This window comes from Fictibacillus enclensis (genome assembly GCF_001457035.1).
In the GTDB taxonomy this organism is placed as follows: domain Bacteria; phylum Bacillota; class Bacilli; order Bacillales; family Fictibacillaceae; genus Fictibacillus_C; species Fictibacillus_C enclensis.
In genome coordinates this window covers 976,601-1,003,294 of sequence record NZ_KQ758617.1, presented here as the reverse complement: position 1 = coordinate 1,003,294, position 26,694 = coordinate 976,601, and the positions used below count along the sequence as shown (strand labels likewise).

The following is a 26,694-nucleotide window of genomic DNA, read 5'->3' as shown; positions in this document are numbered from 1 at the left end:
GGTTAACCCACCTTCCCCATAAGATACACTACCGTAAAGATGAACACCCACACGACATCAACAAAGTGCCAGTATAAGGCGAACAAATAATACTTTGGTGCATTAACAAGGGTAATTCCACGGTTCCAGTTCCGGATAAGCAATGTGATGATCCAGAGACATCCGAACGCCACGTGTCCTCCATGGAACCCGACCAGCGTGTAAAAGGCAGAACCAAAAGCACTGCTCGTAAAAGTATGCCCTTCATGCACATATTCCATAAATTCATATACTTCAAGTCCAAGGAAACCAAGTCCTAGGATGAGCGTGATAATAAACCATTTTTGCAGCGTGCGTACGCGATTTTGCTTTAAGGCAAGCACAGCATACACACTGGTTAATGAACTCGTTAAAAGAAGCATGGTTGCCAGGAACACGGTAGGGAGCTTGAACAGCTCCTCCGTGGATGGCCCATCCATATTCATATGGCGCAGACCCAGGTACGTACCAAACAATGTGGCAAATAATACGGTTTCACCACCGAGGAACAGCCAGAATCCCAGAAACTTGTTTTTTCCTTCAAGGGTGGCTTTTTCGGGATGTTCCGGAAAATTAGCATCCGTTAAACGTTGTCCAGCATCCATTATAGCTTAACCCCCTTAAGATCTTCTTCCACTTCTTCTTTATGAATATGGAAGCCATGATCATCAATAACAGAACGAAAGAACATGCTGATAAAGGTTATTGCCATCCCAATTACTACGACTGTCATTGTGTCATAAATTAAACCGAATGCAGCTACAAATAATCCGATGGACATGATTAGCGGAAGAATTGATGGGTTCGGCATATGAATGTCTCCCACTGGTTCTGCCGGTGTCATACCTTTATTACCTGCTGCTTTTTCAATCCAGAATGCATCCAGACCACGCACAAGAGGAGTTTGGGCAAAGTTGTATTCAGGTGTTGGATACGGGATCGCCCACTCCAATGTGCGGCCATGCCATGGATCAGAAGATGGTGCATACTTTTTAGAAGTTGAGATGATAACATTGACAAACAAAACAATGGTTCCAATTGCCATCAGGAATGCACCAATCGTACTGATAAAGTTTAACTGGTCAAGATCCTGTCCGGAAAGATATGTAAATACCCGGCGCGGCATACCCATTAATCCCAAGAAATGCTGAGGGAAGAAAGTTAGGTGAAAGCCGATAAAAAACGTCCAGAAGTGAATTTTTCCCAAGGTTTCATTAAGAACACGGTTGAACATTCTTGGATACCAGTAATACAATCCGGCAAACAGACCCAGAATTACCCCACCGACAATAACATAGTGAAAGTGGGCAACAACAAAGTAGCTGTCATGGAACTGGTAGTCTGCAGAAGGAATCGCAAGCATAACTCCTGTTACTCCACCCATAACAAAGGTAGGAATAAATCCAACCGCCCATAACATAGCAGTCGAGAAAACGATTTTTCCTCCCCACATGGTGAAGAGCCAGTTGAAGATTTTAACACCCGTCGGTACAGCAATCGCCATCGTTGCTACGGCGAAAATGGAGTTGGCTACCGGTCCAAGACCTACAGTAAACATATGGTGAACCCATACCATGAAACCTAGGAAACCGATGAGCACCGTTGCAAATACCATTGCGCTGTATCCAAAAAGGCGCTTTCTTGAAAAGGTTGCCACCACTTCACTGATCGCTCCAAAGGACGGAAGAATCAGGATATAAACCTCGGGGTGGCCGAAAATCCAGAAAATATGCTCCCAGATCAGAATGTTACCGCCATTGTCAGGGTTAAAGAAGTTGGCATCAAAAACCCTTTCAAACATAAGCATGAACAATCCAATGGTTAGTGGAGGAAACGCGAACAAAATCAAACCAGAAGTTACAAATGCTGTCCAGGTGAACAACGGCATACGCATGAAGGTCATCCCTGGTGCGCGCATGTTGATAATGGTAACGAGGAAGTTAATCCCCCCTACTAACGTACCCGCTCCGGAAATCTGCAAACCAAGCACGTAGAAATCCACACCGGACCCTTCGGACGTGGTAGAAAGAGGCGCATACGCTGTCCATCCGGCATCAGGCGCGCCGCCTAACAGCCAGCTCAGGTTGAGGAGAACTCCCCCAAAAAAGAACAGCCAGAAACCGAGCGCATTAACAAACGGGAACGCTACGTCCCTTGCTCCGATTTGTAACGGAACAACAGCGTTCATAAAGGCAAATATAAGTGGCATGGCCGCAAAGAAAATCATTGTGGTTCCATGCATGGTAAGCAATTGGTTAAAAGTTTCAGCTGCTACAAAATCATTCTCCGGTTTAAACAGCTGAATTCGCATGAACATGGCTTCAAGTCCACCGATGATGAAGAAGAATCCCCCGGCAATTAGGTAAAGTATACCTATTTTCTTGTGATCGACAGTAGTGAGCCAGTCCATCAGCCCGCTTCTCTTTTTGTGACTTGCATGAGTAGACACCTTTTTACCTCCCTTTTTACAAACAGCTCCTAATGTCTATTGAAGTTTTAGACTAAGAAGATAGTCAGCAACTGCATCAACTTCTTCATCGTTAAGGGGCACGTTCGGCATGTTGTTGCCTGGTTTTACTTTTTGAGGATCTTCAATCCACTTTTTAACATTATCTTTGTCGTGCTCGAGAACACCCGCTACTCGCTGCTTGTCACCAAACCCTGTCAGGTTAGGACCGGTGTTTCCGCCTTCTTTTCCAACAGCATGGCAGGACAGGCAGTTCTTTTCAAAGATCTTTTGTCCTTCAGCAGCATTGCCTGTTGCTTTTCCGCTTGCTTTTTTGAAAGAGCTTACCCAGGCCTGATACTTATCCTTGGACACGACCTTTACTTTAAAGTCCATCAAAGCATGTGAAGCTCCGCAAAGCTCGGCACATTTACCCTTGTAAACTTGTTCCTTGCTTCCTGTTTCGATCCACATGTAGTTTTTGCTGCCGTCACCAGGATTTGTGTCCGTTTTCCCGGCAAGTGAAGGAATCCAGAATGAATGGATAACATCAGCAGAAGATAATTCCACATGGACTTTTGTATTAACCGGAAGCACAAGTTCCTGGGAAGTGATAATTTCCTCTTTCGGATACTCAAACTCCCACCAATACTGATGGCCCGTTACTTTTAGCGCCAATTCGCCCTTTTTCGGCTTATCCTTCGCTGATAGATCAAAGGTTTGCATAACGGTTGGCACTGCAAGTATGATCAACAGCAAAATTGGAATTGCTGTCCATAGAATTTCAAGCAAATGATTCCCTTCCACTTGCTCAGGGATCGTGTCATCACCTTTGCGTTTTCTGAACTTAATAATGACAAATACATAAATTACAAATACGACCAACAAAACAAAGATCATGATTGCCAAGCTGAGAACCATTAATGAATATTGCTTGTCGGCAACTTCACCCTGCGGCATAAGCGCAGAAAGCGTTGGATCACCGCAACCCATCAAGAGAAGCGCCAACATTGCAAACAAAGGAACCAGCCGCCCTTTACGCAGCAATTTTCTCATCACTTCATAAAACCCCACTTTCTCGTTGTAGTTCAGCTGTTATTATCTATTACCTGCTTAGCATAAACGTCGAATGTCTCATTTACATTAAGCAGCAAATAGCTAGAAAAATGTAAGCCCTTTTATGTAAAAGGTCTTCAAGATCTGGATTTTTCCAACAAGGGCTTCCTCATTAAAATCCAGTATCATATGTTTACGAGAATCATAGCCACGAAGAGAATAGTCAAATAGTTGAGCGAGTAGACAAACATCTGTCTTGCCCATTTGATGTCATTCGTTGACCTGAGTCCGGATAAACCAAGGGCCAGCCAGCATAAACCCATGATGGCAGCTAAGATGGTGTACACTTTGCCAAATGGATAAAGATAGAGAGAGACTGGAATTAAAGCGGATACATACCAGATCATCTGGCGTTTTGTCATTCTAAATCCCGACACTACAGGAAGCATCGGAATGCCTGCATTTCTGTATTCCTCGCAACGCTTCATGGCGAGGGCAAGAAAATGAGGAGGCTGCCATAAGAACATGATCAAGAACAGGATCCAGGCCGTATGAGCAAGACCCGGGTCCACTGCCGCCCACCCGATCAGCGGAGGCATTGCACCGGAAATTCCTCCAATCACCGTGTTGATAGAATGGGTTCTCTTCAGCCACATCGTATATACAGCCACGTATACAAAAAGTCCAATCAGTCCAAAAACAGCAGCTGTTAGCGTTGTCATTGCAAGAAAGATAACGCCCAGGGCAGATAATATAATTCCCATCCACAACGCCTGGTTTGCTTCTATTTTCCCGGTTACTGTCGGTCTTTCCTTTGTTCGTTCCATCAGGCCGTCGATATCACGGTCTATGTAATTGTTGAGAGAGCAGCCCCCGGCAATGACAAGTGCAGAACCCAATACAGCCAATGATAGAACTGCAAGCTTATCCATAAACAGGAGATGGTTGTACTTGATTGCAAGGAAGGATCCTGCAAAGACGGTAATGAGGTTGGAGATTACAATTCCCATTTTCGCAAGAGTTAGATAGTCTCTCCACGTACCTGCCGGATTTGCTTCGGTTAAAGAGTTCGGCTTCACCACTTTATCAGCTGCACCAAGAGTTGTTTCCGTTTTGCTCACCGCATACACCTCCTTTACAGGTAAGTTTCCATCCATTTCAAAATTATCCATTTAAAATGCCATATTTTATTCTAAATAGTAATGAAACGGAAATCAATATGTAAAATGCCTATCTTTTTTCACATAATGTCGAAATTTATCACATAATGATGTGATATGATAGACAGGTTTCAAAATCATTATAAAACAATTTAGAAGGTTTGTATACTTCATCCCAGACACCTTAGGCTCCCTGCCATATCTATGATTTGGGAGCCATTGGCATATGTTTAAATTTTAACAAATTTGTGAATTTTCTTATCGATCTCTCACTCCAACAAAAAAGAAGCTGATGAGAAGAAGGATAACATTCTCTTCATCAGCTTCTTTTAGGGAGTCTGAACTACTTTTCCAGCTCGATCAATAAATCTCCCGGACTTATTGGTTCACTGTTGCTTGCATAAATCTCTTTTACAACACCGTCAAATGGAGCTTGTACCGTGGTTTCCATCTTCATGGCTTCAGTGATCATTAAGTGATCTCCCTTTTTAACCCTTTCCCCTTTTTCAACCAGTACCTTTACGACAGTCCCAGGCATTCCTGCACCAATATGGGCCGGATTCGCCTGATCGACTTTTTGCTTGGCTGCAACTGAAGACTTTATGCTTTCATCTTTAATTACCACTTCCCGGGGCTGGCCGTTTAGTTCAAAATAAACAACTCGTGTACCGTCAAGCTGTGGCTCTCCAATAGAAACAAGACGGACGATCAGTGTTTTACCCTGTTCAATCTCCACATTAAGTTCTTCACCCAGACTCATTCCATAGAAGAAGGTCGGAGTGTCAAGGACGGAAAGGTCACCGAATTGGTCGAACATTTTTTCCCGATCCAAAAACACCTTTGGATAAAGCGCATAGGATATTGCGTCGAAGCTCGTGACCTGCCGGTTAAGCTTATGGAACAGGGTTTCCTTAATATCCAAAAAGTCGGCCGCTTCAAGTAATTCTCCAGGGCGCTTGGTGATGTGCTCCCTTCCTTTTAAGATCAGCTGCTGAAGCTCTTTAGGAAAGCCTTGGTACGGCTGTCCGATGTACCCTTGGAAGAACTCCACAACAGAATCCGGAAAGTCAAGCTTCTCTCCTTGTTCATATACATCATCCTCGCTCAATTGGTTTTGAACCATAAACAAGGCCATGTCACCCACAATTTTAGATGAAGGTGTCACTTTAACCACATCACCAAACATATCGTTTACACGACGGTACATTTGCTTGACAAGGTCCCATTTCTCTTCCAGTCCAACAGCTTTGGCTTGCTGCTTCAAATTGCTGAATTGTCCGCCCGGCATTTCATGTTCATATACTTCCGGATCCGGAGCGTTCATGCCGCTTTCAAACCCTTGATAGTAATGGCGGACATCCTCCCAATAGGAACTCAAGCGCTGCAAGTTATTGATGTTAACTTCCGGCTGGCGTTCATGGCCGGACAACGCATAATATAATGAATTAGCTGAAGGCTGGGAAGTGCCTCCTGCCATGGAACTGACCGCAACATCCACAATGTCAACGCCTGCATCTATAGCCTTGGAATACGTAAAAATACCATTTCCGCTCGTATCATGGGTATGGAGGTGAATAGGAATCCCCACATTATCCTTTAATCGTGAAACAAGTTCATAGGCAGCCTGTGGCTTAAGCAGCCCTGCCATATCTTTTATGCCGAGAATATGGGCGCCAGATGCCTCCAGCTCCTTCGCCATATCAATATAATATTGTGCATTATATTTGGTACGGCCGGGATCGAGAATATCTCCAGTATAGCATACGGCTGCCTCTGCAACCTTTCCGCTTTTTCTCACCGAATCGATGGCAACTGTCATGCCTTTGATCCAGTTCAGGCTGTCAAATATCCTGAAAACATCAATACCGGCTTCACTTGATTTTTCAACAAATTCTTCGATCACATTATCGGGATAGTTTTTATAACCAACTGCATTGGATGCCCTGAGAAGCATCTGAAACAAAATATTGGGAACTCTTTCACGAAGCTTCAATAGCCTTTCCCATGGATCTTCATTTAAAAAACGGTAGGCAACATCAAACGTTGCTCCCCCCCACATCTCCATGGAAAACATAGCGGGCCACAGTTTTGCCGTCGGCTCTGCCGCTTGAAGAAGGTCGTGCGTTCTTACTCTTGTAGCCAAGAGAGATTGATGGCTGTCCCGAAATGTCGTATCGGTAAGTAGAACGTTCTTTTGTTCCTGAATCCATTGAGCCAGCCCTTCGGCACCTTTGTGTTCAAGGATTTGCTTCGTCCCATCAGGGAACGAGTCTGATATGGAAACAGATAGCACACTGGGCTTTTGAAAAGCTTTCACTTTCACTTTCTCAATGCCCGGAAAACCATTAATGGTCGTAGAACCTATGTAACTGAGCATCTTCGTTCCGCGGTCTTTTTTCTTTGGAAAAATAAACAGCTCGCTCGACGTGTCAATAAAAGAAGTGTCATAATCCCCTGAAAGGAAGGACTCGTGTTTTACCACATTTTCAAGAAATTCAATGTTGGTTTTAATCCCCCTGATCCGGAACTCCTTTAAATTCCTCAGCATTTTGGCTGCAGCCTGTTCAAAGGTAAGCGCCCATGTTGAGAGTTTAACCAGCAATGAGTCATAGTGTGGGGTAATCACAGCCCCCTGGAATCCGTTTCCTGCATCAAGCCTGACCCCAAATCCGCCCCCTGACCGATACACATTGATTCTCCCTGTATCGGGCATAAATTGATTGGACGGATCTTCAGTAGTCACCCTGCACTGGATGGCATAGCCATGACAGGCGATCTCTTCCTGCCTTGGAACACCAATCACGTCACCATGCAGTTCATTCCCTTGGGCAATCAAGATTTGTGATTGAACAATGTCGACACCTGTAATCATTTCGGTAACCGTATGTTCTACCTGCACTCTTGGATTCACTTCAATAAAATAAAATTCACCGCTGCCGGTTACCAAAAACTCCACCGTTCCTGCATTCAAATAGCTGATATGCGACATGAGCTGAACAGCCGACCGACAGATCTCATCGCGCAAGCCGGTAACAAGACCTACACTCGGCGCAACTTCAACCACCTTTTGATGTCTTCTCTGTACGGAACAGTCCCTTTCAAAGAGGTGAACGATATTGCCTGATGAATCCGCCAGTATTTGAACCTCGATATGTTTTGGCTTTTCAATAAACCTTTCAACATATACCTGATCCTCGCCAAATGCCGCTTTTGCTTCAGATTTCGCACGTTCATAGCCCTCGGCGAGTGAATTTTCGCTTCGGACAATTCTCATGCCTCTTCCGCCGCCTCCGAGCGAGGCTTTAATAATAACAGGATATCCATGGGCTTGGGCAAAAGCTTTTACTTCTTCCAGGCTGCCTACCGGGCCATCGCTGCCCGGTATAACCGGCAGCCCGGCACTGACCGCCACTTCTCTTGCTTTCACCTTGTCACCAAACATGATCAGATGCTCTTCTTTGGGCCCAATGAAAACAATGTTTTCCTCGGCGCAGCGTTTTGCAAAATGAATATTCTCAGATAAGAAGCCGTACCCGGGATGGATCGCATCAATCCCGTTCTTTTTGGCAATGCCGATAATGCCTTCTATATCCAGATAAGCATCAATTGGCTTTTTTCCTTCTCCGACCAAGTAAGCTTCATCTGCTTTGTAGCGATGATATGACCCAGAATCTTCCTTTGAATATACCGCTACAGTCCGTATCCCCAATTCCGTGCAGGCACGGAAAATACGAATGGCAATTTCACCGCGGTTGGCCACGAGTATTTTTCTGATCTGCTTTTGTGACATCGGTATCTCTCCCTCTTTTTACCGGAATCAGACCGCTCGCAAATTTTCCTTTACGGATGCTTGTTCCGGGTTTTGATGCTTTCTTTTATAATTCACATGACAGGATATATTGACGAGAATCCCCATGGAAATTAACAGCAAAACTAGAGATGAACCACCATATGAAATAAACGGCAGCGGTACACCAGTAACCGGAAGAAGGCCGATTGCAGCCCCCAGGTTTACAGTCGCCTGAATGCCGACCATTCCCGAGATGCCAAACGCCAGCAAGCTGCCGTATGTATCCCTGCTGCGTAAACCAGTAATAAACCCTTTGATCACAACAAAAGCAATTAACCCAACTACAATCGCAACACCCCAAAAGCCAAGTTCTTCGGCAATGACAGCAATAATAAAGTCAGTTTGCGGTTCAGGCAAAAACCCATACTTCTGTATGCTTTGCCCTAATCCAGTACCAGTTATTCCGCCATGGGCGATGGCAAGATACGAGTTTACAAGCTGAAATCCTTGTCCTTCTGGATCTGTAAAAGGGGCATAGGCTGCAGTAAATCTGGATTTTTGTTCATCTGTCAAAACCTGTGATCCGAGAGCAATAACTACCACCGCCGACACAATCAGCAGCAGCTTGTGAACTGGCTTCATTCTAGAACTTAGAATGATAATTCCTGTAGTGGCGGCAATAATCATACCGGTCCCCAAGTCAGGCTGCTTCATAATCAGTATAAAAATAATACCGAATATACTTAAAGGCGGAGCACTGGCTGCAAAATTTTCGAGCTTGTCCTTTTTCTTTGAAAAAATGGCTGCCAGATAGATCGTCAGTCCAAGTTTCACAAATTCCGAAGGCTGGAATCCGATGCTCCCGATATAAATCCAACTCTGCGCATTGTTGGTTGTACGTCCGATAAAAAGAACAGCTGCCAATAGCGCGATTGACCCAAAAACAATAGGAATGATCAATTTCTTATATAGATGGTAGGGAATGATCATTGCGATCAAGAAGCAAAACAGACCAGCAATGAGAAAGACAAGCTGCCGAATAAAAAAGAAGTTGCTTTCATAGCCAAAGCGGTTAATCGACACAATAATACTTGCACTGTACACCATGACAAGCCCGATTGCACACAACACTAAAATAGCAATGACGAGTGAATAGTCATAGTGGCGAAACATTTTCTTTAACATGCTCTTACATCCTTTATGTAGTCTTTTCCCTAACAGTTTTCGTACCTGCTCTACGCTTTTCCACTGTATGATGAAGTTAAAAATAGTTTAACACAGATTACGACAACAAAATAAAAAAACTCAAACCAGTCGCCGACGGTTTGAGTCATTTATTATTTCCGCATGGATGCTTCATGCAAAGCGGTTAGCTGGCGTTCAAGTGATTCTAGCAAACCTTTTCCATCTTCTTCATCCACCAGGTTCAGCCTTACTGCAAAATCAATCTCCCGGGAGAGTCCGAACATCTGGGTATCCAGCACTTCCTCATAGAGGGGACATTGCGGCATTGTCAGGTTTTCCATCTGCACTTCGATTAATTTCAGAATCTTCGCTGCATCTGCCTGTAACAGTTCAAATGCCTTTTCACGATGTCCTGTTGCCATCTCAGGTGACAATATAATCCCTCCGTTCTACTCTGGCTTTCTACTCTTTAATATAGCGTGACACAGGCAAAAAATCAACAAATTACCGTATTATGCTTATTCATGTTAGAATAAATGAAGATATAACATAACTATACAACATATAGGAGCTTGGTACTATGGATTTTGTTCTGGAAATGACGGGAAACGTAAAATACAAACTTGCCATCGATCCGGGTGTTTTTATTTTTGATGAGAGAAAATTTGATTTGACCACTTATTTTGACCGCGACGAAGATCTGGAAAGCGAAGAGGAAAAATATTTAAAAGCAGTATCCTCCCATTGGGACAGAGAATTGATAGAAGGCTCTGCTCCTCCGGAAAAGAAAAGCAAACCCAATAAATCGTTAAAAGAAACGATTTCAACCGGTACGTTTGCTATTGCCCTGTCCCATTTTATTAAAAATGCCGTACCTGATGCCAATGCGTCTGTCCTTGAAGTGCAGTCAGAAGACGGCGATGTGGAACTGTCGTTGGAAGATGGAATGAAGGCTATATTGGGATTCTCTTTAAATGGAAAACCCCTTAGAGAAGACGGTCCGGTCCATTTTTATTATGGAGACGGAAGAAACAAGGATAACCCAATAAAAAACATTCGAAAATTCATTATTAAATAAACCATTATTAAATAAACCTGATGCACCTGCATCAGGTTTATTTAATATCCCGATTAAAGCAAATCCGCTGCCAGCTGCGCCAGGCTTGATCGTTCACCCTTCTCGAGCCTCACATGACCGCTGATGCTTTGGTCTTTGAATTTTTCAACCACATACGTGAGTCCGTTCGTAAACTCATCCAAATACGGATGATCGATTTGCTTTGGATCTCCCAATAGGATGACTTTGCTTCCTTCTCCCACCCTTGTCAGAATGGTCTTGACCTCATGCTTGGTCAGGTTTTGCGCTTCATCGATGATGATAAATTGATCCGGAAGGCTTCTCCCCCGTATATAGGTTAACGCCTCGACATGAATGGAGCCGATTCCTGCCAATATTTTTTCAATCTCACCCTGTTTTTTTGCATTAAACAAATACTCCAAATTATCGTAGATGGGCTGCATCCACGGCTTCAGCTTCTCATCCTTTTCCCCAGGCAGATATCCAATATCTTTCCCCACCGGAACGATGGGCCTTGCAATAAAAAGTTTAATATAATTCTTCAGGTCTTCAGTTTGAAGCAAGCCCGCAGCCAGAGTTAGAAGGGTTTTTCCCGTTCCCGCCTTACCGATCAGCGTCACCAGGTGCACATCATTTCTCATCAGCAATTCGATCGCCATCTTTTGCTGGACATTCCGTGGCTTGATCCCCCAGACCGAATCCCCGTCAAACAGAAGGGGCTTGATTTTCTTTCCGTTATCCTCCACTCTTGCCAGTGCGGAAACTGAGCTTCTGTACAGATCTTTCATAATCAGAAACTGGTGAGGATAGAAGGAATGATTGGCAATTTCGATCGTAGCCAGTTCATGCTTTTCATAGAATTTATCGAGCACTTCGCTCGCTACATAAATTTCTTTGTACCCCAGGTAGGTTTGTTCATCCCTGTCCACCACGCGATCACTTAAAAAATCTTCTGCCTGTATGCCGAGGGCGTCAGCTTTTACTCTTACAAGAACGTCTTTACTGACCAGAATAACCTCTTTCCCATTTTCCTTTCCTTTTTCTTCGACTGCCAGATTCAGCGTAACAGCAAGAATTCTGTTATCATTTGTATGTTCCGAGAAGGTTTCCTGAAGCCTCTGGAACGATTTATGATTTAGTTCCACGCGCAAAGTACCACCATTCTCGAGCGGAACATTTTCATGAAGCTTCCCCTTAATTCTTAGCTTGTCGATCAGCCTTGATACTTCACGTGCATTTCTTCCGATTTCATCCATGTATCTTTTTTTCGAATCCACTTCCTCAAGTACAATTGCCGGGATTACCACTTCCTGATTGCCAAATGAAAATATAGAATAGGGATCCTGTAAAAGAACGTTAGTATCAAGGACACATATTTTATCCAATCCTACACAGCCTCCTTACATTATTTGTTAAGAATGGGCAGTGTTAATAAATAAAAGGAAATGTAATGCATATTGCATGACCCGGGGCCGGATGGATCCGCCCGGACGGACTATAGTCTAATGTATGAACACAGCGATAAAGTTAGAAGAAATCAAGGGAAATTACAGGAAAAAGAAACGATAGCATTTGGTAACCCTTGTTTTCGGACCATTCAGAGAATGATTGGTGCTTAGCGCCCATTATTTGCTATAATAATAACAGCACCAAAAAATAGAGGTGATTTAATTATGCGCGTAAAATGTGTATTGTGTGATACGATTCAATCCATTGAAGATCAATCCTCACTGGCAAAGCGGCTGAGAAATCGGCCGATCCATACCTTTATGTGTGAAAAGTGTGAGGAACGGATTACTGATAAAACCAATAAAAGAATCTCGACCGGAAATTTTCTTTTGTACCGGACACCTGCCAAAGAAAATGAATGGTAAATCAGTTGCTGCCGGCCTGTGGGCCGGCTTTCTTTCGGGCTGTGTGCTGCTTGCTCCTGGAATTGATTGATTTGCGTTTCAGGAGGTTCGCTCCTTTCCCTACAAGCAACAGGCCAGGTTCTAAAAAAGAGCTCAAAGTAAAAACGCCCTGACATGGATCGTTTTCCATGATAAGGGCGTTTTTTCATTTAATTATATTTGGGTTCTGCCTCAATGGATTCCCATAAAGCATCAATGTAGTCACGGGGGAATGACGTTTTGAAGTGGGTGGTTTCAATCATGTATCCCACCTCATAATTCTCTTCCTGCAGATTAACTGAAGGGTTTGACACATGGTGATCTTCTCGCAAAATCTCATCAAAAAACTGAAGGGTATCTTTTGCAGCTTGATCTTCCGGTCGTTCTTCTGACACTTTTTTAATACTCAGCCAGTTGTAAAGCGCGTCCTGTAAGGTCATTATTTTTCTCCTTAAAGGTTTTCAGCTTTGTTTCGTTTGCTTTGATGCAGACGGATTTTATAGATGATAAGTACCGCTGCTGCACATAACAGCCCTTCGGCAACCGGAAGTCCGATTCCAAAAAACGTAAGCGGAAAACATCCAAGAACCAACAGAACATATATGATTGCTGATTTTAATGGAGGAAGCTTTTTTGCAAACCCAAGCTTATAGACGAGAATCGTCAATAGTGTAATCACCAAATATAACAAAAAGAATCCTGCTACTGGATGTTCATTGATTCCTAAGAGAAGAGCGATGGGTGAAGAATCTTCACCCGTCGCAGACATGACTTTTTTATCATTCATCACTTACACCCCACCCGGCACATCATTAGTTTTGACTGGCTAGTTTATTCTTCTTGGCCATTCGTTCACGTTCATTTTTATCAAGGATTTTTTTACGAAGACGGATGCTCTCCGGTGTTACCTCACAGTATTCATCTTCGTTCAGGTATTCCAGTGATTCTTCAAGGGACATAACACGCGGTTTTTTCATACTGACGGTTTGGTCTTTGTTGGCAGAACGCATGTTGGTCATTTGTTTCACTTTTGTAATGTTAACCGTAATATCATTTTCACGAGTGTGTTCCCCGACGATCATTCCTTCATAAACCTCAGTTCCCGGTTCCACGAAGATCGTTCCGCGGTCCTCCACATTAAGAATGCCGTACTGGCTTGCTTTACCATGTTCCATTGATACAAGAACACCCTGTCGGCGTCCTCCAACCTGTCCCTGGTGAATCGGCTGGTAGCTGTCGAATGTATGGTTCAGGATTCCGTATCCACGGGTTTGAGAAAGGAACTCTGTTGAATAACCAATCAATCCACGAGCTGGAACCATAAATTCAAGTCTTACTTGACCGGATCCGTTATTGATCATATTTAACATTTCGCCTTTTCGTGCACCCAGGGATTCCATAACCGCTCCGGTGTATTCTTCAGGCACATCAATTTGTACACGTTCTACCGGTTCAGACTGAACACCATCAATCATTCGTACGATAACTTCCGGCTTTGAAACTTGAAGTTCATAGCCTTCACGTCTCATATTTTCAATCAGGATGGAAAGGTGCAATTCACCACGTCCGGAGACAATCCATGCATCCGGGGAATCTGTGTTATCCACTCGTAAAGATACATCAGTTTCCAACTGGGAACGAAGACGTTCTTCAATTTTTCGAGCTGTTACATATTTCCCTTCACGTCCAGCAAATGGGGAGTTGTTCACCAAGAAAGTCATTTTCAATGTAGGCTCATCAATTCGAAGAACCGGAAGTGCCTCCTCCTGGCCTTCGGGACAAACGGTTTCTCCGACATTGATTTCTTCCATTCCCGAAACAGCAACAAGGTCGCCCGCTTTGGCTTCCTGAATTTCAACACGCTTTAGCCCTAGGAAACCAAATATTTTGGTTACACGGAATTTTTTCAGCGATCCATCCAGCTTCATAAGTGATACCGACTGGCCGACATGCATGGTTCCTCTAAATACGCGGCCGATTCCAATACGACCAAGGTAATCATTATAATCCAGCAGTGCAACTTGGAATTGTAGCGGTTCAGCACTGTTATCCACTGGAGAAGGGATGTTCTCAATGATGGAATCAAAGAGAGCTTTCATGTTTTCATCCTGCTGACCAGGGTCATTGCTTGCGGTACCGTTAATGGCTGAAGCATACACAACCGGGAATTCCAGCTGGTCTTCGTCAGCACCCAGCTCGATAAACAAGTCGATCACTTCATCAACCACTTCTTCAGGACGTGCAAAGTCACGGTCAATTTTATTCACGACAACAATAGGAGTAAGTTTTTGCTCAAGCGCTTTTTTCAAAACAAAGCGGGTTTGCGGCATGCATCCTTCATAGGCATCAACCACTAAAAGCACACCATCCACCATTTTCATAATACGTTCAACTTCTCCACCGAAATCGGCGTGTCCTGGTGTATCCATGATATTGATTCGTGTACCTTCATAATTGATGGCTGTATTTTTAGCCAGGATGGTAATCCCGCGTTCTTTCTCAATATCATTGGAGTCCATAGCCCGTTCATTTACATGTTCATTCGAACGGAATGTTCCTGACTGATGAAGCATTTGGTCCACGAGTGTTGTTTTCCCATGGTCAACGTGCGCGATAATCGCGATGTTCTTAATGTCTGTTCTTAAATCCAAAGTAATCTCTCCTTAAAAATCCTATCTTTTTATTTATAAAATTCCCAGTACCAGTCTGGATATTTTTTCTCAATTTGGTTATTGGTTTTCAACTTTACTATTATACCACAAAGTACAACAATCTTTTTCTTTTTTGAAAAATTAGTTACACTATACTTATAATGCGGAAGATTGGAGGGTTTATCATGAAAGCGGAAAATATCATTTTTTTAGTGATCGCCGTATTAACGACGTTCAGTATTGCGCTTATCGGTGTTGCCATAGGACAACACAGCTGGCTCATCGCCATTATTGCCATTGTCGCTGTCTTCTTCCTAATGGGCTTTGGCTTTTCTTTGAAAAAGAAGTTCAGAGAAAGAAACAATAATGCTTAAGCCAGAGAAACAGCTTTAGCGAACTTTATATATTCTTTTCCTTTTTCATCTTTTTCCAGACCTATTTGCTCAAAACCGTTCCTGTTTAAAAATAGGATCCAATCCTGGTTTAAGACAGGTGCGGCAGAAAAAAGAACAGAACTGAGGGTTTCCACTTTTCTGCAGCAATCAGCCACAATTTCCCGGGCGTGACCCTGATTTCTCTGTTCCGGGTCAACAAGTATGGTACCAAGCCATGGCTTTCCATTAGAAGGAGCAGCGTATACAAGATACGTTGCTCCTATTTTTTGTCCGTGTATACTCCAGATCAGCCATTCTCCACCCGTCTTATCGTACGTTTTCATATAGGTTTCAAGCTCAGCTTCACTTTCGTTACCTGTCAGCCCTTCCTCCTCCAGCCAGCGCGGAGAGGAGAGAATCATTTTCTTTAAAAAAGGAAGATCTTCTGTTACAAACACTCTACTGTCCATTGGCACTTGTTCCTGGTGAAATGAGGCCAAGGATTTCCTGATGCAAGGAAGGCTTTGCTGCGAAAATGCTTGTTTTATCAAGTACATTGACTGCATTCCCATTCACGTCCGAGATTATCCCGCCAGCTTCTTTAATTAAAATATAGCCAGCAGCAAAATCCCAAGGCGACAGTCTCAATGTCACATACGCATCCAGGCGTCCGCATGCCACATATGCAAGCTCGATGGCTGCTGTGCCATACGATCGTGTTCCTCGTGACTTTCTCACCAGAGGCAAAAGAAGCTGATGGTCAATTTTCGGGTTCGGTGTAATCCATGTTGCATTCAGGCCAATTACCGACTTATCGAGTGTGGTATCTTCCAGCCTCGGCAATTTTTCTTCATTGAGATACAGACCTTCCCCAGCCTTGCAGTGAAACAGCTCATTGCGAACCACATCATAAATGAAAGCCAGCTTTTCTTCTCCGTCATGAAACACGCCGACCGAAATGGCAAAGTTCAATTGCTGGTGAACAAAATTCGTTGTACCATCAATCGGATCAATGATCCAGACTGTGCCATCAAGGTTTTTAACCTTGTCTCCATATCCCTCTTCACCCAAAATTTCATGATCCGGGTATTTATTTTTGATTTTATCAATAAAAAACTGTTCAATTCCCTTATCCATATCCGTCACAAGATCCGCAGCATGTGATTTGTATGTAATGTTCAATTCGTCTGAAAACGAACGTTTAATGACTTCACCAGCTTCAAACACCCAGCTTTTTGCCGTCTCATAAAGTTCCGTGAGCTTTGCGCTTTCCATTTTTATATCCACTCCTTGTCTCGTGTTTCCTTTACTATATGTTACCACTATTTACCCCCAACATAACCATACAACGCTTATTGAAAAAAGAAGGTTCCCCCCTTACACCAAAAAAAACGACCCTGCATAAGATCAGGTTCGTTTTTTTTACCCTGTGTCAGTTGTGATCATGCCTCTAGTCTCACTAGCTCTTGACGTAATTTCTCCAGCTTGCGCTTCGACTCATTGATTTGTTTTGTGTTTTTATTTTGCAGCGCATCGAAAAGGGTGGACAATTCATAGTCGATTTCAAGTTTTAATACAGGGATTCTGCGTTCTGCATCCGTTCGTTTTAGGGTTTGAATGACTTGTTTCATACACTTTACACATCCTTTCTCTCTTTTGTAAGAATACTAAATATTCTGATTTTGGATATTGTCTTCTATCATATGATTGACTTTGGCTTAATGCAACCTTATTCTCTTTTTTTCATAAAATATTATAAAAGTAGCATATATTGCGAACTGTGGTAAACTACTAACCTGAACGACAATTACGTTTTTTAGCAGGAGGAAAGACAATGCAATTTGATGGATTTAACGAGAAAGATTTTTCTGTATTTGCCATTGATGGCCTAGAGGCGAGAATGGAGAAACTGATCGAACAGGTCAGACCGAAATTGGAGGAGTTGGGAAAACATTTTGCTGCGGAACTTTCATCATCCACTGGAGAAGAAATGTTTTATCATGTGGCCAAACATGCCCGCAGAACCGTCAATCCTCCCAATGATACATGGGTGGCCTTCTCAAGCAGCAACCGCGGCTATAAAAAGCTTCCTCATTTTCAGATCGGGCTTTTTGAAACCCATATTTTCATCTGGTTTGCTGTCATTTACGAATCTCCCGTAAAAAAAGAATTTGCAGCGTTATTAAAAGAAGAGCTGGATTCAATCAATAAGAATATCCCTGATAACTTTGTCTGGTCGCAAGATCACATGAAGCCAGATGCCCTTCCACACCTCGATGTGAAAAACGGCAAACTTTCTGATTTTATCAATTCCTTGGCAAATGTAAAAAAAGCTGAACTTCTGTGTGGAATACATATTCCAAAAGAGGAAGCCATACAGATGGATGGAGATACGTTTATACATAAAGCGGATTCTGTTTTTCAAACCCTTATGCCTCTGTATGAGCTGAAAAAGAAGATATATTCCGAATAAGTTTGATTAGGCAAGAAGGGGAGAAGGTTTCTCCTCTTCTTACCACCATTATATTGTTGGCTAAAAAAAAGGTTTGGGTAGATTGTTTTTTATTTTTCCAATCCCACCTTAGCCCATTTACTGCGTATTTCGATTGCCTCATCAATAATGCGGTCCATCAGTTCCCCGACCGAAGGAACATCATGAATTCTTCCCATCACCTGGCCGGCCCACCCAAATCCTTCATCTGCTTTTCCTTCATAGATATAACTTTTATTCCGCTCTCCACTAATCAGGCCTTTCAAGTCTTCATACGCCGCACCCTCTTCCTCCCGTGAGAGAATGAGATTGGTCCAACTGTTGGCGACAGCCCTTCCAGGAGCCCCGAGTGTTCGTTTTATAACGGCCGTATCCGTTTCTAGGCCGTTAACAAGTGCCTCTTTATAAGATGGATGGGCGTGCTCACATTCCTTTGTGGCAATAAACCTTGTACCCATTTCAATGCCTTCCGCTCCAAGAGCCAACGCTGCCATCAATCCTCTGCCATCCCCGATTCCTCCTGATGCAATAACCGGAATGGACACAGCATCGACAATTTGCGGTATGAGGACCATCGTTCCTATATCGTCTCTGCCAATATGCCCTCCTCCTTCTTGGCCAACTGCCATTACTGCATCCGCACCAAGCTGTTCTGCTTTTATAGCCTGCCTGGCCGACGCCACCAGAACGAGTTTTTTGACGGGTATTCCTTCAAGCATCCGAAAAATTCCCGCAGGGTTTCCACCTGTCATACTGATAACCGGGACACTTTCTTCAACCGCCGCTTCCACCATATGCTCGTAGGGGCGGCCGTGCTGTCCGATGGCAAAATTCACCCCGAACGGAAACGGCGTCATTTCTTTTGTTTTTCTGATTTCTTCTTTTAAATGAATCGGAGTTTCAAGCGACATGGCGGTGATTTGACCGAGGCCGCCGGCATTCGATACCGCAGAAGCTAGTCTTGAATAAGCAAGATAGGCCAAGCCTCCTTGTACAATTGGATATCGTGTGCCCAGCATTTTCGTAATTCTCGTATTCATCCTCTTTTCTCCCCTATCCTTCTTTTTTGGTTTTCTTTGCATACAAAACTGTTAGAATCTGATATACTGTCTTTTGTTTTACTATGTACAAATATACAAAGAAACGAATTAAGTTCATTATAGATGAGGTGTCTGAATTGTCACAACATGAAACCCCTTTATTTACCGGCTTGAAAGAACATGCCAAACGTAACCCTTACCAATTCCATATTCCCGGTCATAAGAAAGGCCAGGGAATGGATCCTGAGTTCAGGGATTTTATCGGCGAAAACGCATTATCGATTGATTTGATTAATATTGCACCACTTGATGACCTTCATCAGCCCAAAGGGATGATTAAAAAGGCGCAGGATCTTGCCGCCCAGGCATTCGGAGCAGATCACACGTTTTTTTCTGTCCAGGGGACAAGCGGCGCCATCATGACCATGATTATGTCCGTTGTTTCGCCGGGAGATAAAATTATCGTCCCGCGCAATGTGCATAAATCCATCATGACGGCGATCGTCTTTTCCGGAGCCACCCCTGTTTTCATTCATCCGGAAATTGACCGCGATTTGGGGATCTCTCATGGCATTACACCTCAGAGCGTGAAAAAGGCGCTCGAGCAAAACCAGGATGCCAAAGCGGTTCTTGTCATTAATCCAACGTATTATGGCATTTCAGCCAACCTAAGCGAGATTGTGGACATTGCCCATAGCTATCATGTTCCTGTTCTCGTGGATGAAGCTCATGGCGTACTCATTCATTTCCATGATAAAATGCCTCTGTCAGCCATGCAGGCTGGAGCAGACATGGCCGCGACCTCTGTTCATAAATTGGGCGGATCCTTGACCGGTAGTTCAATACTGAATATAAAAGAAGGGCTTGTTTCAGCAAAACGCGTGCAAACCATTTTAAGTATGCTAACCACCACATCCACTTCTTATATTCTGCTTGCATCACTCGATACAGCCCGCAAGCGTCTTGCTACTGAAGGATACAGCATCATTGAAAAAACCATTAAATTAGCCAATGAGGCAAGAGAGAAGATCAACCAGATTCCCCTGCTGTACTGCGTGGGTGAGGAAATACTGGGAAAAGAAGCAACCTATGATCTTGATCCTACAAAACTGCTGATTTCAGTAAAAGATCTTGGCATCACAGGTTACGATGCAGAAGTATGGCTCCGCGAGGAAAATAACATCGAAGTAGAGCTTTCCGATCTGTATAATATCCTCTGTTTGATTACTACCGCAGACCACGAAAAAAATATTATGGTCCTTGTTCATGCATTAAAAAAAATGGCTGAGCACTTCGGAAAAAACCCTGGCGGCAAGCCGGTTCAGCCACTCCCGGTACACGTTCCGGATATTCCGGTTCTTGCTTTGTCACCGCGCGATGCGTTTTATGCCGATACGGAAAGTATTCCATTTGAAGAATCCGCCGGAAGAATCATTGCGGAGTTTCTGATGGTGTATCCTCCTGGTATTCCAATTTTCATTCCAGGAGAAATTATTACTCAAGAGAACCTGAATTATGTTAAAGAAACGATTGAAGCTGGTCTTCCAGTTCAAGGACCTGAAGATCCGGATTTGAAAATGATCAAAGTCATTAAAGAGCATATCGCAATCCGTTAAGAACAGACGCCTGGATAAACTTCCAGGCGTTTTTCAATATCAAAGGACCCGGCTTTTAGTATGCCGGGTCCTTTATCTTCCCTATTTTTTTTCGTTTGTGCTTGAGCAGTTCGGGCATTTATTGGAATATAACTTCGTTACTTTTTCATCTTCAAAATGTTCAATAGTGTTGTCACATGTTTGGCAAATGATTTCTCCCATCTTAAAACATCTCCTTTTCATGTAAGCGCTTTTATTCTTATCTCTATAATATTATGTCACATTCATTTTGTCAACCATTAATTAGTGTGTCACATTTATTTAATTAGGATAATTAATCATATTGTTCAGAAGCAGGTATGTGGGGAACCGACTCTTCAAAAAATAAGGACAAATCTTTCACTTCTTTTAAAGAATGAATTTGGAATACCCGTTGCAAGTACTCATAATTTTGCAAGTCATTGGCATCTAAAAGCGCAGATCGCCCTGTCTGCATACAGATAACCAGCGGCTTTCCGAAAAACATATTCGTGTGAACAATTCCAAAATCATAACGAACATCCTCCGTTGTAAAACCAACGAACCTGACCCCCACATTTTCTTGTTCATCGTATAGCTTTTCAAAAATTTCCACAGTAACCCCTCCTTTAAATTCATTCGTAAAACGGGCTGCTATGCTTGCAATATATCACAACTATATTCGCTGAAATGTGTTTTATAACATCTTACAATTTATATCTTTTTCCCCTCTGACTCTACTCATAAACATTTATTGTCAAAATATTTTAAATAATGATAAACTTGTTGGTGTATTATATAATGGATGATTTTAAAGAAAGCGGGGATTCACCTTGCAGGAAAATGCTTATATTAAGTTAGTGCCGGCTTCAAAGCAACAAACCATTTCAATCGATGAAGTAAAGGATCTCTTCCATTATTACAAGGACATCACCAACAAAACCGGTTCCCAGCTGGGTTGGCAATACGGGGAATCAGCTTTTCCCTACACCATTGAAGAGAAGAGCCATGCAAAAGGCCAATGGTTTTATTTAAACAGCAATGATAAAATGCGGTTTAGATACATTATGGTTGGGGTAGATAATGAAGCAGGATCCATCCCCTATATTCAAGTTACCCTTCCTGAAGGATTTACCCATGGTGATAAAGGAAAAGCAAATGAATTCTGCAAGTTCCTGGCTAAGCATCTGGATGCCGAGCTTCATTTATTTAATGGAAGGATTATGTACTACTATAAAAGAAAATAAAACGGGTTAACATCACAGGTGTAATTTTAATGGGCGCAGTCCTACCTTTTGGTTAGACTTCTTTTTTTATGTTCGATATCCTATTAACTTGGAGGATGAAGTCGATACTTTGAATGGACCTGAAACTAAAAAAAATTTCTTTAGTAAAGGGGTGAAACATTATCGGTGGTTGCAATCCTGTTAATTGCCACATTCTTTATTACATCTGCGGACTCAGCAACATTTGTTCTTGGCATGCAGACGTCCAACGGCAGCCTTTATCCGTCAAATAAAATCAAATTTATGTGGGGAATCGTTCAGGCAGCCACAGCTGCTGTTCTTCTCTGGTCAGGAGAACTACAGGGACTTCAGACCGCTGCAATTATCACTGCCTTCCCCTTTGCCTTTATCCTTATTACAATGATGTTCTCAATGGTAAAAACATTGCGTGAAGAACTCGCCAGCATATGAAAATCAGAGTAAAAAAGGTAAAGACAGCATTGTCAACTTTGTTAAAAGAAATAAAACGGATGAACATAACGTACTTTTTAAAGCAGAAAATGTTGACTGACACACCCTTACAGATACCAAATAGGAAAAGTACAAAAACATGAAAAACAACATCACTTCAAAAAAAGACCTGTCGTTTTGAGAAAGTTCAATGACTGTAAAATAACCTGCCCATAAAAGTACATGAAGCAGCGTCAATAAGCTAAAGGTTCTCATAGGCATCCCCCTTTCCTACTTTATGCTTCATGGTGGCAGTCAACCCATAAAATAGGATAAATAGCGGCTCCTGGTTCCCCAGGACCGCTTTTTTCATGTAAATAATGCAACAAAAAAACCTTCCCAGCAGGAAGGTTTTTTCGATAATAACTATTATTTAACGATGTGAATTGGAGAACCAAGAGCAACTTCCGCTGCCTCCATGGAAATCTCACCGAATGTTGGGTGAGCATGGATGGTCATTGCAATGTCTTCAGCTGTCATTCCAGCTTCAATCGCAAGTCCAAGTTCAGCGATCATATCAGAGGCGTTACCACCTGCGATTTGAGCACCAAGAAGTAAACCATCTTCAGCACGAGTGATCAGTTTCATGAAACCGTCAGTTTCGTTCATGGAAAGAGCACGTCCATTTGCAGCAAATGGGAACTTGGAAGCTTTCACTTCAAATCCAGCTTCTTTTGCGCTCTTTTCATCATAACCGACAGTAGCCAATTCAGGATCTGTAAATACTACAGCTGGAATGGCAAGATAGTCGATTTCAGAAGGATGGCCGCTGATCGCCTCAGCCGCAATCTTTCCTTCATAAGAAGCCTTATGAGCAAGAGCAGGTCCTTCAACGATATCACCGATTGCATAAATGCCTTTAACATTTGTTTGGCATTGCTTATCAATCTTGATCAATCCACGCTCAGTCATTTCAATTCCCACTTGTTCAAGACCGAGTTCTTCAGTGTTTGGACGGCGTCCCACAGTAACCAATACATAATCTGCTTCAAAGGTTTTTGTTTCACCTTTGATTTCAGCCGTTACTGTAACTCCATCTTTGGTTTCTTCAACGCCTTTGGCAAGAGCTTGTGTAAACACTTCTACATTGCCTTTTTTCTTCAGACGTTTGGAAACCACTTGGCTCATTTGCTTTTCGAAGCCAGGAAGAATTTGTTTGCTTCCTTCAAGCACTGTTATTTCAGTGCCAAAGTTTGCAAATGCAGTTCCAAGCTCCATACCAATGTATCCACCGCCGATTACTACCATCTTTTTAGGAACTTCCTGAAGAGCAAGTGCTCCTGTTGAGGAAATAACACGGTCACTCCATTTAAATCCAGGAATTTCAATCGGACGGGAACCTGTTGCAATGATGCAATTTTTGAAAGTATATGTTTGAGATGATTTTTCATCCATGATGCGTACTGTGTTTTCGTTAACGAAGTAAGCTTCCCCGCGAATGATTTCCGCTTTATTCCCTTTAAGCAAACCTTGAACTCCAGAAGTCAACTTTTTCACAATACCGGATTTCCATTCTTGAACCTTGCCAAAATCAACAGTTACGTTCTCTACTGAAATTCCCATATCATCGGAATGCTTAGCATGTTCTACACGGTGTCCAGCATTGATCAAAGCTTTTGAAGGAATACATCCAACGTTCAAGCATACGCCGCCCATTTCACCTTTTTCTGCAACAGCAACCTTTTGGCCAAGCTGTGCAGCACGGATTCCAGCCACATATCCCCCAGGGCCGGAACCAATTACGAGTGTGTCTAATTCAATCGGAAAATCACCTACAACCATTTCTCTACGCCTCCATTACTAGTAGTTGTGGATCGTTCAATAAACGCTTAATATGATTCATTGCATTTTGAGCCGTTACACCATCGATCAAACGGTGGTCAAAGCTTAATGATAACGCAAGAACAGGTGCTACGACAATTTCCCCGTTTTTCACCACTGCTTTTTCTGCAATGCGGCCAATTCCAAGGATGGCAACTTCCGGATGATTGATTACCGGAGTAAACCATTGTCCGCCTGCTGAACCAATGTTGGAGATCGTTACAGATCCGCCTTTCATCTCATCAGCAGAAAGTTTTCCGTCACGCGCTTTAACAGCAAGCTCGTTGATTTCCGCAGAAATTTTAAAGATGGATTTACGGTCAGCATCTTTTACGACAGGAACCATTAGACCGTTGTCTGTATCAGCAGCGATTCCGATGTTGTAATAGTTCTTCCAAACGATTTCTTCATTGGCATCATCAATGGATGCATTAATTGCCGGGAATTCCCGAGCAGCAGAAACCAATGCTTTTACAACATATGGAAGGTAAGTAAGCTTGATTCCTTTATCAGCTGCAACCTGCTTAAACTTCTTACGGTGTGCCACAAGCTCAGTTACATCGATTTCATCCATCAATGTCACATGAGGAGCTGTGTGCTTGGAGTTCACCATCGCTTTGGCAATGATTTTACGTACACCTTTAATTTTTTCACGTGTTTCGTTTTGGCCCGCAGGAATTGCTTTTGGTGCTTCTTTCGCAGCAGGCGCTTCAGCAGGAGCCGTTACAGCTTCCTGATCTTGACTAGTTGTATCACCGCTCAGGAATTTCTCGATGTCTTCTTTCATAACACGGCCATTGTCTCCAGAACCGGAAACTTTGCGGATATCTACGCCTTTTTCACGTGCATATTTACGAACAGAAGGCATAGCGATTACACGCTTGTTTTCATCCACAAGCTCATCAGCAGATGGTTCTGTTTTTGCCGCTTCTGTTTTTTGCTCAGGCTCAGCAGCAGCAGGTTTTTGCTCTTCGTCTGCTTTAGGCTGTTCTGGTGCTTCTTCTGTTTCTTCAGATTCAGGCGCACTGTCGGATTCGATGGTTACAAGGACGTCACCAACAACAGATACTGTTCCTTCGTCTACTTTTACTTCAAGAATTTTTCCATCTACTGGAGAAGGAATTTCAACTACTGCTTTATCATTTTGTACTTCAAGAAGAATATCGTCTTCCTTGACTTCATCTCCTGCTTTTACAAACCATTTAACAATTTCGCCTTCGTGGATACCTTCACCGATATCGGGAAGCTTAAATTCAAATGCCACTAACAACGCCTCCTATAGTAAAAAATTAATCATGCTTTATTGGGATAAAAAGCGGAAAAAGAAATCAGAAAGATTTCTTTTTCAGACCTGTTGTTTAGCATTAGAAGTTATAAACTGTCTTCGCCTTTTCAACGATATCCTTATAATCAGGAAGCCAAACGTCCTCTGCTGCTGCAAACGGGAATACCGTATCAGGAGCAGCGACACGAAGTACAGGAGCTTCAAGGCTTAGGATGGCACGGTCATTGATTTCAGCAACAACAGTCGCACCTACACCTGCTTGTTTCTGTGCTTCTTGAACAACAATGGCACGTCCTGTTTTCTCAACTGAAGCAATGATTGTATCAATGTCAAGAGGGCTAACTGTACGAAGGTCAACCACTTCAGCGGAGATTCCTTCTTTTTCAAGCTCTTCTGCTGCCTTTAGAGAAGAGTGAACCATTGCACCGTAAGTGATGATGGAAACATCTTTTCCTTCACGTTTTACATCAGCTTTTCCGATTTCAATTGTATATTCTTCTTCCGGAACTTCGCCACGGAAAGAACGGTACAATTTCATGTGCTCAAGGTATACAACCGGATCATTGTCACGGATTGCAGAAATTAACAACCCTTTAGCATCGTATGGTGTAGAAGGAATAACGACCTTAATACCAGGAGCCTGAGCCACAAGACCTTCTAGGTTGTCCGCATGAAGCTCAGGAGTTTTTACGCCGCCGCCAAATGGTGAACGGATCGTGATTGGAGAGTGGTACACTCCTCCAGAACGGTAACGCATACGTGCAGCCTGAGCCACCACGGAATCCATTACCTCAAAAACAAAACCGAAAAACTGAATTTCCATAACTGGGCGGAAACCAGTTAGTCCAAGTCCGATCGCCAGACCGCCGATTCCGGACTCTGCAAGCGGAGTATCAAATACACGATCTTCTCCAAACTCGGATTGAAGGCCTTCTGTCGCACGGAAAACTCCGCCGTTTTGACCAACATCCTCACCGAATACAACAACATTTTCGTTGTTTTTCAATTCAGTGCGCATTGCATCTGTGATTGCTTGAATCATGGTCATTTGAGCCATA

26 protein-coding genes and 1 pseudogene are annotated in these 26,694 nt (G+C 43.0%); 7 read left to right on the top strand and 20 right to left on the bottom strand.

From position 1 onward, the window contains the following. Positions 1-2: 2 nt before the first annotated feature. From AS030_RS05310 to AS030_RS05280, 7 genes are all read right to left on the bottom strand, one after another. Positions 3-623 carry a cytochrome c oxidase subunit 3 gene (locus tag AS030_RS05310; RefSeq protein ID WP_061969188.1) on the bottom strand — a complete coding sequence of 207 codons (621 nt, stop codon included), beginning with the start codon at positions 621-623 and terminating at the stop codon, positions 3-5. Continuing rightward, positions 623-2,467, bottom strand: a complete 1,845-nt coding sequence (gene ctaD / locus AS030_RS05305; RefSeq protein WP_061969186.1) for a cytochrome c oxidase subunit I — start codon at positions 2,465-2,467, stop codon at positions 623-625. The genes AS030_RS05310 and ctaD overlap by 1 nt, the downstream gene beginning before the upstream one ends. Positions 2,468-2,503: 36 nt before the next feature. After that, positions 2,504-3,520: a cytochrome c oxidase subunit II gene (gene coxB / locus AS030_RS05300; RefSeq protein WP_061969185.1), complete on the bottom strand. Its 1,017-nt coding sequence runs from the start codon at positions 3,518-3,520 to the stop codon at positions 2,504-2,506. 185 nt (positions 3,521-3,705) lie between these two features. Further along, positions 3,706-4,641: a heme o synthase gene (gene cyoE / locus AS030_RS05295; RefSeq protein WP_061969183.1), complete on the bottom strand. Its 936-nt coding sequence runs from the start codon at positions 4,639-4,641 to the stop codon at positions 3,706-3,708. Positions 4,642-5,023: 382 nt separating this feature from the next. Next, positions 5,024-8,470: a pyruvate carboxylase gene (pyc, locus tag AS030_RS05290; RefSeq protein ID WP_061969181.1), complete on the bottom strand. Its 3,447-nt coding sequence runs from the start codon at positions 8,468-8,470 to the stop codon at positions 5,024-5,026. 27 nt (positions 8,471-8,497) lie between these two features. Beyond that, entirely contained in the window at positions 8,498-9,655 is a 1,158-nt protein-coding gene (locus tag AS030_RS05285; RefSeq protein WP_061969179.1) for an FtsW/RodA/SpoVE family cell cycle protein, read from the bottom strand. A 152-nt stretch (positions 9,656-9,807) separates the two neighbouring features. Beyond that, positions 9,808-10,089, bottom strand: a complete 282-nt coding sequence (locus tag AS030_RS05280) for an Fpa/YlaN family protein (protein ID WP_061969177.1) — start codon at positions 10,087-10,089, stop codon at positions 9,808-9,810. 146 nt (positions 10,090-10,235) lie between these two features. On the opposite strand from AS030_RS05280, the gene AS030_RS05275 reads away from it, so the two are divergent. Further along, entirely contained in the window at positions 10,236-10,733 is a 498-nt protein-coding gene (locus tag AS030_RS05275) for a molybdopterin-binding protein (protein ID WP_061969175.1), read from the top strand. 53 nt (positions 10,734-10,786) lie between these two features. Here AS030_RS05275 and AS030_RS05270 read toward each other — a convergent pair whose 3' ends face one another. Continuing rightward, positions 10,787-12,118, bottom strand: a complete 1,332-nt coding sequence (locus AS030_RS05270) for a PhoH family protein (RefSeq protein WP_061969173.1) — start codon at positions 12,116-12,118, stop codon at positions 10,787-10,789. 288 nt (positions 12,119-12,406) lie between these two features. Here AS030_RS05270 and AS030_RS05265 point away from each other — a divergent pair, with 288 nt between their 5' ends. Further along, positions 12,407-12,607 (top strand): YlaI family protein, encoded by a 201-nt coding sequence (locus tag AS030_RS05265; protein WP_061969171.1) that lies wholly within the window; start codon positions 12,407-12,409, stop codon positions 12,605-12,607. Between the two features lie 188 nt (positions 12,608-12,795). Here AS030_RS05265 and AS030_RS05260 read toward each other — a convergent pair whose 3' ends face one another. From AS030_RS05260 to typA, 3 genes are read right to left on the bottom strand one after another with little or no spacing between them, the layout of a single operon-like run. After that, complete coding sequence (locus AS030_RS05260; protein WP_061969168.1) at positions 12,796-13,065, bottom strand: hypothetical protein; 270 nt, start codon at positions 13,063-13,065, stop codon at positions 12,796-12,798. A gap of 11 nt (positions 13,066-13,076) precedes the next feature. Then, the gene (locus tag AS030_RS05255) at positions 13,077-13,394 is read right to left on the bottom strand and encodes a YlaH-like family protein (protein WP_061971561.1); all 318 of its coding nucleotides are present in this window, start codon (positions 13,392-13,394) and stop codon (positions 13,077-13,079) included. 43 nt (positions 13,395-13,437) lie between these two features. Then, positions 13,438-15,276, bottom strand: a complete 1,839-nt coding sequence (gene typA / locus AS030_RS05250) for a translational GTPase TypA (protein WP_061969166.1) — start codon at positions 15,274-15,276, stop codon at positions 13,438-13,440. A gap of 185 nt (positions 15,277-15,461) precedes the next feature. Between typA and AS030_RS05245 the strand changes: the two genes are divergently transcribed. Further along, a complete protein-coding gene (locus AS030_RS05245) occupies positions 15,462-15,650 on the top strand; it encodes a DUF5325 family protein (protein ID WP_061969164.1) in 189 nt (62 codons plus the stop codon). Here AS030_RS05245 and AS030_RS05240 read toward each other — a convergent pair. The 3 genes from AS030_RS05240 to AS030_RS05230 all read right to left on the bottom strand — a co-directional run bounded on the left by AS030_RS05240 (position 15,647) and on the right by AS030_RS05230 (position 17,281). Further along, on the bottom strand, positions 15,647-16,120 hold the full coding sequence (locus tag AS030_RS05240) for a GNAT family N-acetyltransferase (RefSeq protein WP_061969162.1): 474 nt from the start codon (positions 16,118-16,120) through the stop codon (positions 15,647-15,649). The genes AS030_RS05245 and AS030_RS05240 overlap by 4 nt on opposite strands. After that, positions 16,110-16,925: an inositol monophosphatase family protein gene (locus AS030_RS05235; RefSeq protein WP_061969160.1), complete on the bottom strand. Its 816-nt coding sequence runs from the start codon at positions 16,923-16,925 to the stop codon at positions 16,110-16,112. Before AS030_RS05235 ends, AS030_RS05240 begins: the two co-directional genes overlap by 11 nt. Before the next feature lie 167 nt (positions 16,926-17,092). After that, on the bottom strand, positions 17,093-17,281 hold the full coding sequence (locus tag AS030_RS05230) for a hypothetical protein (protein WP_061969159.1): 189 nt from the start codon (positions 17,279-17,281) through the stop codon (positions 17,093-17,095). 203 nt (positions 17,282-17,484) lie between these two features. Here AS030_RS05230 and AS030_RS05225 point away from each other — a divergent pair, with 203 nt between their 5' ends. Then, complete coding sequence (locus tag AS030_RS05225; RefSeq protein WP_061969157.1) at positions 17,485-18,123, top strand: YktB family protein; 639 nt, start codon at positions 17,485-17,487, stop codon at positions 18,121-18,123. Positions 18,124-18,212: 89 nt separating this feature from the next. On the opposite strand, the gene AS030_RS05220 is transcribed toward AS030_RS05225, so the two are convergent. Beyond that, complete coding sequence (locus AS030_RS05220) at positions 18,213-19,181, bottom strand: NAD(P)H-dependent flavin oxidoreductase (RefSeq protein WP_061969155.1); 969 nt, start codon at positions 19,179-19,181, stop codon at positions 18,213-18,215. A 137-nt stretch (positions 19,182-19,318) separates the two neighbouring features. Here AS030_RS05220 and AS030_RS05215 point away from each other — a divergent pair, with 137 nt between their 5' ends. Further along, the gene (locus tag AS030_RS05215) at positions 19,319-20,797 is read left to right on the top strand and encodes an aminotransferase class I/II-fold pyridoxal phosphate-dependent enzyme (RefSeq protein ID WP_061969153.1); all 1,479 of its coding nucleotides are present in this window, start codon (positions 19,319-19,321) and stop codon (positions 20,795-20,797) included. A gap of 81 nt (positions 20,798-20,878) precedes the next feature. Here the strand turns inward: AS030_RS05215 and AS030_RS22895 are convergent, their stop codons facing one another. After that, a complete protein-coding gene (locus AS030_RS22895) occupies positions 20,879-20,998 on the bottom strand; it encodes a GapA-binding peptide SR1P (protein WP_074440471.1) in 120 nt (39 codons plus the stop codon). Positions 20,999-21,110: 112 nt separating this feature from the next. Further along, positions 21,111-21,410, bottom strand: coding sequence for a DUF3055 domain-containing protein (locus tag AS030_RS05210; protein ID WP_061969151.1), 300 nt, complete (start codon positions 21,408-21,410; stop codon positions 21,111-21,113). Positions 21,411-21,627: 217 nt separating this feature from the next. Between AS030_RS05210 and AS030_RS05205 the strand changes: the two genes are divergently transcribed. Further along, positions 21,628-22,041, top strand: coding sequence for a DUF1885 family protein (locus AS030_RS05205; protein WP_061969149.1), 414 nt, complete (start codon positions 21,628-21,630; stop codon positions 22,039-22,041). Positions 22,042-22,200: 159 nt separating this feature from the next. Continuing rightward, a pseudogene (locus tag AS030_RS05200) lies at positions 22,201-22,491 on the top strand (BCCT family transporter); the annotation flags it as partial. A 408-nt stretch (positions 22,492-22,899) separates the two neighbouring features. Here the strand turns inward: AS030_RS05200 and lpdA are convergent. The 3 genes from lpdA to AS030_RS05180 form a co-directional block, all read right to left on the bottom strand. Further along, on the bottom strand, positions 22,900-24,312 hold the full coding sequence (gene lpdA / locus AS030_RS05190; RefSeq protein WP_061969143.1) for a dihydrolipoyl dehydrogenase: 1,413 nt from the start codon (positions 24,310-24,312) through the stop codon (positions 22,900-22,902). 4 nt (positions 24,313-24,316) lie between these two features. After that, positions 24,317-25,615: a dihydrolipoamide acetyltransferase family protein gene (locus AS030_RS05185; RefSeq protein ID WP_061969140.1), complete on the bottom strand. Its 1,299-nt coding sequence runs from the start codon at positions 25,613-25,615 to the stop codon at positions 24,317-24,319. A gap of 100 nt (positions 25,616-25,715) precedes the next feature. Further along, entirely contained in the window at positions 25,716-26,693 is a 978-nt protein-coding gene (locus AS030_RS05180; RefSeq protein WP_061969138.1) for an alpha-ketoacid dehydrogenase subunit beta, read from the bottom strand. Position 26,694: the final 1 nt, after the last annotated feature.

Bases quoted from the DNA above. Each gene is read 5' to 3' on its own strand.
- AS030_RS05275 (WP_061969175.1), top strand. From the start codon at position 10,236: ATGGATTTTGTTCTGGAAATGACGGGAAACGTAAAATACAAACTTGCC.
- AS030_RS05220 (WP_061969155.1), bottom strand. From the start codon at position 19,181: ATGAATACGAGAATTACGAAAATGCTGGGCACACGATATCCAATTGTA.
- AS030_RS22895 (WP_074440471.1), bottom strand. From the start codon at position 20,998: ATGGGAGAAATCATTTGCCAAACATGTGACAACACTATTGAACATTTT.
- AS030_RS05230 (WP_061969159.1), bottom strand. From the start codon at position 17,281: ATGAAACAAGTCATTCAAACCCTAAAACGAACGGATGCAGAACGCAGA.
- AS030_RS05245 (WP_061969164.1), top strand. From the start codon at position 15,462: ATGAAAGCGGAAAATATCATTTTTTTAGTGATCGCCGTATTAACGACG.
- AS030_RS05285 (WP_061969179.1), bottom strand. From the start codon at position 9,655: ATGTTAAAGAAAATGTTTCGCCACTATGACTATTCACTCGTCATTGCT.
- AS030_RS05255 (WP_061971561.1), bottom strand. From the start codon at position 13,394: ATGTCTGCGACGGGTGAAGATTCTTCACCCATCGCTCTTCTCTTAGGA.
- coxB (WP_061969185.1), bottom strand. From the start codon at position 3,520: ATGAGAAAATTGCTGCGTAAAGGGCGGCTGGTTCCTTTGTTTGCAATG.
- AS030_RS05240 (WP_061969162.1), bottom strand. From the start codon at position 16,120: ATGGACAGTAGAGTGTTTGTAACAGAAGATCTTCCTTTTTTAAAGAAA.
- AS030_RS05265 (WP_061969171.1), top strand. From the start codon at position 12,407: ATGCGCGTAAAATGTGTATTGTGTGATACGATTCAATCCATTGAAGAT.
- lpdA (WP_061969143.1), bottom strand. From the start codon at position 24,312: ATGGTTGTAGGTGATTTTCCGATTGAATTAGACACACTCGTAATTGGT.
- pyc (WP_061969181.1), bottom strand. From the start codon at position 8,470: ATGTCACAAAAGCAGATCAGAAAAATACTCGTGGCCAACCGCGGTGAA.
- AS030_RS05180 (WP_061969138.1), bottom strand. From the start codon at position 26,693: ATGGCTCAAATGACCATGATTCAAGCAATCACAGATGCAATGCGCACT.
- AS030_RS05260 (WP_061969168.1), bottom strand. From the start codon at position 13,065: ATGACCTTACAGGACGCGCTTTACAACTGGCTGAGTATTAAAAAAGTG.
- AS030_RS05225 (WP_061969157.1), top strand. From the start codon at position 17,485: ATGCAATTTGATGGATTTAACGAGAAAGATTTTTCTGTATTTGCCATT.
- AS030_RS05310 (WP_061969188.1), bottom strand. From the start codon at position 623: ATGGATGCTGGACAACGTTTAACGGATGCTAATTTTCCGGAACATCCC.
- AS030_RS05235 (WP_061969160.1), bottom strand. From the start codon at position 16,925: ATGGAAAGCGCAAAGCTCACGGAACTTTATGAGACGGCAAAAAGCTGG.